This is a genomic window from Vibrio sp. Vb1337 (genome assembly GCF_033338715.1).
Lineage (GTDB): Bacteria > Pseudomonadota > Gammaproteobacteria > Enterobacterales > Vibrionaceae > Vibrio > Vibrio alginolyticus.
The window spans coordinates 1-1,051 of sequence record NZ_JAWOTD010000266.1; the positions used below are offsets into that span (position 1 = coordinate 1).

The 1,051-nt window shown below is 46.2% G+C and carries 2 protein-coding genes; both read right to left on the minus strand.

The features are described 5' to 3' along the window. On the minus strand, nt 1-405 hold a 405-nt coding region (locus R7E42_RS25530), incomplete at its 3' end, for an AraC family ligand binding domain-containing protein (RefSeq protein WP_318073315.1). Between the two features lie 74 nt (nt 406-479). After that, nucleotides 480-1,051: EamA family transporter RarD (rarD, locus tag R7E42_RS25535; RefSeq protein WP_318073314.1), on the minus strand; the 572-nt coding region annotated here is incomplete at its 5' end.

Consider the following 1,051-nt stretch of genomic DNA (forward strand, 5'->3'; position numbering starts at 1 on the left):
TAACTGACTGAGATTTTCGCGTCTCAACAGAGCATGTAAGTTACTAAGTTGTGAAAATATCTGTGGATCGGAGATGATCAACTCATTAAAGCGGATAATTTGACCATTTTGCTTAAGATCTGCCAGATCGCTAAGTAAGTGTGGTTCGATCGAAAAAACATTCACTTGATAGCCACTGGCAAGCTTAGACTGGCCGTCGTGCAGTTCATCGGGCGGCATAATAACGATTTGCCCATGACCGACTTGGTGATGAGAGCCTTGATAATGAAACTTCTGCTCACCATGCGTGATCAAGCCGAGGTGAAAATCCAAATGATAGTGCCTTTGAAAGGCAAACTTTTGGTATTTCGCCTCGATCAGACTCAGTTGGTCATGGTCGGTCGCGTAGTATTGAATCTGTTCCATTACATACAAAAAAAGCTTGGTCACATAATGACCAAGCTTATCCATCAATTGTTAGCTTGTCTTGTAAAAAACGATCACTGTGACTGAATGGCTCGGCGTGAACGGCGATTGTTGCGCAGCCCATCGAAGCTAAATACCACAAGGGCTCCCCAAATAAAGGCGAACGTAATCGCTTTATCCATCGTGAAGGTCTCGCCGTAAATTAACACTGCAAGCAAGAACATCAGGCTAGGGCCGATGTACTGGAAAAAGCCGAGCGTTGATAATTTGAGGCGAGTCGCGGCACCAGTGAAGCACAGCAATGGCAAGGTCGTCACCACACCGGCTGCAATCAACAACGTATTGAGCTGCCATGGATTTTCAATCATGTTTGCCGTTGGTGAACTGGCAATAAACAGAAGATAAACGGCGGCAGCGGGTAATAAGATTAGCGTTTCGACAAACAAACCCGTTTGAGCATCCACCGCGACTTTCTTACGTAGCAAACCGTAAAAACCAAAGCTCATCGCTAACGCCATCGCTACAATTGGCACCGAACCAAAGACGATCAACTGCACCAAAACGCCGCATCCTGCCAATACCACAGCAAACCATTGCAGCTTACGTAGTCGTTCGCCCAAGAACACCATACCGAGCAACACGTTGA